This window comes from Methanospirillum sp. (assembly GCF_035560735.1).
Classification (GTDB): Archaea; Halobacteriota; Methanomicrobia; order Methanomicrobiales; family Methanospirillaceae; genus Methanospirillum.
This window is the reverse complement of sequence record NZ_DATMYY010000210.1, coordinates 1-4,562: the sequence shown is the minus strand read 5'-3', so window position 1 is coordinate 4,562 and position 4,562 is coordinate 1. Positions and strand designations below refer to the sequence as shown.

Here is a 4,562-nt window from a genome sequence, read left to right as displayed (position 1 = left end):
TAGTTGTAGGCATGCCCGGATATCCGGTTGCTTTTTACACAATCCTACGTGAATTTATTCAACCAATTCTTGAATGGTATGGATTTTGTTTTCCAATACCGGATCAAATATCTGCTTATCTGACACGTTCTATCAAATCTTCTCCAGGACTTGACGAATATATACTGGCAACTGCAGGAAAGGTTCGAAACAAATGGGTTGCCACCCCTCTCTCTCGTCAGTCCGGAGTTCAGATGAACCTGGTAAGGTCAAATGCATATCTGAAGATTCCCGCTGATCAGGAAGAATTAAAGAAAGGTTCTCGGGTAAACACCACATTACAGGTTCAAAAGGGGATTGCAGAACAAGTTATTCTCATTACCGGATCGCATGACCTTGCCATTGATTATATTGCTGATATCGCGAGAGAAAAAAGGATTATCATTGCATCTTCTCATGTAGGAAGTATGGATGGGTTGCTGACTCTCAAAGACGGAAATTGTCATCTTGCCCCGATGCACCTGCTTGCAGATGATAATGAGTATAATATTCCTTTTTTAAAGCAGTATTTTCCGAATAAAGATCTGGTTCTAATATGCGTAGCAGAACGAATACAAGGCATTGTATCACGTGAGGTACTCGATTTTGAGGCGATAACAACTCATAGATTTATCAACCGTCAAAAGGGATCAGGAACACGAATACTGCTTGATCGTCTTCTTGCAGAGAAAAAGATCCATCCAGAAGATATTACCGGGTATGATCAGGAGGTGTCTTCGCACTATGAGGTCTGTCTTGCAGTCCAGAGCGGAGATGCAGATATCGGTCTGACTACATATGGAGCTGCCCTTACTTTTGGGCTCCCGTTCATACCAATAGGAGTTGAGCGGTATGAACTGGTTACCACAAAGGACCTCTTTGAAGAAGATTCACGAATCAGAGCAATTGTTGATATTCTCAATTCAAACGAATTCAAACAGGTTCTGACACATCTCGGAGGGTATGAGATGGATCTCACGGGTATGATTAGGGAATGCAGGCGAAAGAAGGGTTCACGTAATTCAATGAGTAATAAAGGGTGCTATAACACTGACAATCCTAAAAAATAGAAACGATACCTATGAGAGATGCTTGAGCATCTCCAGGTAGATAGTTATTCTTCGAAGATATTCGTGTATATCGAATCGGTTCCGGTTGCTTCAAGCCGTGCACGTTCTGCCCTCTCCTCTGCAAGTGCATGGATTGGTGGGGTCATATCCTTTCCAGGAACATGTCCGAACATCTTCTCGATCTCAACCTGCTGGGCATGCATGAAGAGTGCGTTTCTGATATCCATTGCACAGAGTTCTTCACACTGACCACAGTTGATACAGGAGTCAGAGATGTGTGCGAACCTGATCAGATGGAACATGAGGCCTGGTGGAAGCTGTCCCGGGGTGACGAACCAGGGTTTCTTGGTTGAACACTCGACACAGTAACAAATCGGGCAGTTGTCAACACAGGCAAAACACTTGATGCATCGGGAGCTCTCGTCCATGATGGTCTTGAGACGTTCTTTCCCGGTTCCAAGTCCGGCAAAGTCCTTCTTGCGCCAGTCATCGCCGAGCTTGAGCATTGCCTTCTCAACCTTGCCCCTGATCTCTATACCCTTCGGATCCGGGGTTGCAGTCTCGATTGCACCTTTGGATGCTGCTGCAGATACGAGGTTTGCACCCTTCTCTGAACAGACTTCGATAAAGGTTGCCTTTCCAGCCTTGTCTCCGATGACTCCCCAGTTACCGCAGGCGAGATCTGCACCACGGGGAACTTTCATCTTACAACGGCGGCAGTTGGACCGGCGACCGTATCCTTCCTCTTCAAGTTCATCGATCTTGATGCCTTTGTGCCCACCTTCGTACTCGATGATGAACTGACCCTTGTCGATCTCTTCCTTGTGAACGATGTTCGGGTCAACCTCGAACTTCTCGGTGATCATCTTCCTGGCTGCAACCGGGCTGACAGATCCTCCACAGTTGACACCGATCATGATGACATTGTCAAGGTTGATCTGATTCCGCTTTGCCAGTTCATAGAATGCCATGACATCACAGCCCTTGCAGGTGACTGCGATCTTCATGTTTTTGGCGCCATCAAGGTACTTCTTGAGGATCTTGGGCATCAGCAAGGTTCCACAGTGCAGTGAACCTGCAGTAGATGCTATCTCTGTCGGATCGGTGATGAACGCAGGAACTGCATCATAGATGTCCTGTCCTTTTTTCACTGCAAGGACCGCATCAACGGTCTTGGATTCGAGTGCATGTTTAAGAAGTGCTGTGACTGCGCCACCACACTCTCCTTTCTTCAGGATCTCTGCATCTTTTGCCCATGCATAAACCATATCGCCATTTGCTACCATCTTCAGGCCCCCTGGATCTTCTCAACCTTCACAGCACAGGCTTTTGACTCCGGAATCTTGGCGATTGGGTCAAGAGCGTTGATGGTCAGCATGTTTGCTGCACACTCGACAAAGTGGAACGGTATGAACATGACACCTTTCTTGATGGTATCAGTGACACGGGCGGTGATCTGGATCTCTCCACGGCGGCTGATCGCCTTGATCATCTCACCGTTCTTAATACCGAGAGCCTTTGCATCCTCGGGGTTGATCTCAACCCATCCGGTTGGTTCTTCGCGTTCGAGGTTTTCAGATCTCCGGGTCATGGTCCCAGTGTGCCAATGCCAGATACAGCGTCCGGTGGTAAGGAGGAACGGATATTCAGCGTCAGGGCGTTCGGTCTGGTACTTAAACGAAATGGCAGTCATAAGACCCTTGCCATCAGGCATACCAAACTTTTCACCGTGGAGAATTGGGGTTCCCGGGTGTTCCTTGGTTGGGCATGGCCAGTGGAGTGCTTCAGGTTTGTTCAGTCGCTCATAGGTCATGCCGGCATAGGAAGGAGTAAGTGATGCCATCTCGGTAAAGATCTCTTCTGCTGATTTCCAGGCAAACTGCTTCTCATATCCCATTGCCTTGGCAATGTCGGCAATAATCTGCCAGTCTAACCGTGCTTCGCCTGGTGGGTCCTGGGCCTTTCTCCACATCTGAACACGGCGTTCAGTTGAAGTCTGGGTCCCGTCTTTTTCTGCGAAACAGGTTGCCGGGAGAACAACATCTGCAAGTACACTGGTCTCATTCATAAAGATATCCTGGCAGACCAGGAACTCAAGAGATTTAAGTGCATGTTCGACGTGAGTGAGGTCAGGGTCAGAGATCATCGGGTTTTCACCCATGATATACATGCATTTCAATTCACCGGGCTTGTCGGTGAGGACATCCATCATGACGGTAACTTCGTACCCGTTCTTACCCTCTGCAATACCGTCAGGGAATCCCCATGCATCTTCGAACTTTTTGTGTGCTGCAGGATCGATGACTTTCTGGTATGCGGTGAACACAACCGGAAGGGCTCCCATATCACAGGCTCCCTGCACGTTGTTCTGTCCACGCAGAGCGTTCACACCGGTTCCCGGGCGACCTAGGTTTCCGGTAAGCATCTGGATATTTCCACAAGACTTAACGTTGTCAACTCCGGTGGTGTGCTGGGTGATACCCATCGAGTAGAGAATGGCTGTTGCGCCTGACTTTGCGTACCATTCTGCTGCGGTCTTCAGATCCTCGACCGGAACACCGGTGACGGTAGAGACGTTCTCAAGGCTGTATTCAGGCTTCATTACCTCGCTCTTGAGATCGTCGAACCCATTGCAGCGCTTCTCGATGAATTCCTTGTTTTCCCATCCGTTCTTGATGATCTCCTGCATAAGACCGTTCAGGAGACAGACATCAGTTCCAGAGTAGAATTGCAGGAAGAGATCAGCCTGTTTTCCGGTCGGTGTCTTCCGGGGATCTACATAGATAACCTTGGCACCGTTTGCCTTTGCCGTCATGATCTTACGACCGATGAGCGGGTGATTCTCAAAGGTGTTAGAACCGATGACGAAGACACACTTGGATTGAGCGATATCGAGAATGGAATTGGTCATTGCACCGGAGCCAAAAATATTTGCAAGACCTGCAACCGTGGATGCATGACAAAGTCGGGCACAGTGATCGATGTGCCGTGTCTTGAAGACACCACGGGCGAACTTCATCATCGCGTAGTTATCTTCGTTTGAGACACGGGCTGAAGAAAGAACAGCACACTCATCGGGCTTGAATGTCTTGAAATTTTCAGCGATAAGTTTGAGTGCCTCGTCCCAGGTGGCCTCTACAAACTTTCCGTCCTTCTTAATCAGTGGTGTGGTGAGTCGATCAGGGGAATTGATAAACTCGTGGGAATACAGTCCCTTCGGGCAGACCTTACCCTCGTTCACCGGTGAACGCTGGTACGGTGCAGTCCCGACGACCTTTCCGTCCTTTACCACAAGGTTAAACGAACAGCCGGTACCGCAGTACGGGCATGTTGTCTGAACATACTTAAATTCCATTAACGATTCCTCGGTAATATCAAGTGGCATATTCAGTAAGATAAGTCTTTTGAAATTTTGTTGGAAATTGGTGAATAGAGGTGGATGAATTCACCACCATTATCTAAACCGGGTAATTA

General features: G+C 48.2%; 3 protein-coding genes. 1 reads left to right on the top strand and 2 read right to left on the bottom strand.

Annotated elements, in window-relative coordinates; translation table 11 throughout:
- Positions 1-1,088: substrate-binding domain-containing protein (locus tag VN429_RS06200; RefSeq protein WP_325631004.1), on the top strand; the 1,088-nt coding region annotated here is incomplete at its 5' end.
- 44 nt (positions 1,089-1,132) lie between these two features.
- On the opposite strand, the gene VN429_RS06195 is transcribed toward VN429_RS06200, so the two are convergent.
- Positions 1,133-2,374, bottom strand: coding sequence for a Coenzyme F420 hydrogenase/dehydrogenase, beta subunit C-terminal domain (locus tag VN429_RS06195; protein ID WP_325631001.1), 1,242 nt, complete (start codon positions 2,372-2,374; stop codon positions 1,133-1,135).
- 2 nt (positions 2,375-2,376) lie between these two features.
- Positions 2,377-4,443, bottom strand: a complete 2,067-nt coding sequence (fdhF, locus tag VN429_RS06190) for a formate dehydrogenase subunit alpha (protein WP_325631005.1) — start codon at positions 4,441-4,443, stop codon at positions 2,377-2,379.
- Between the last annotated feature and the right edge of the window lie 119 nt (positions 4,444-4,562).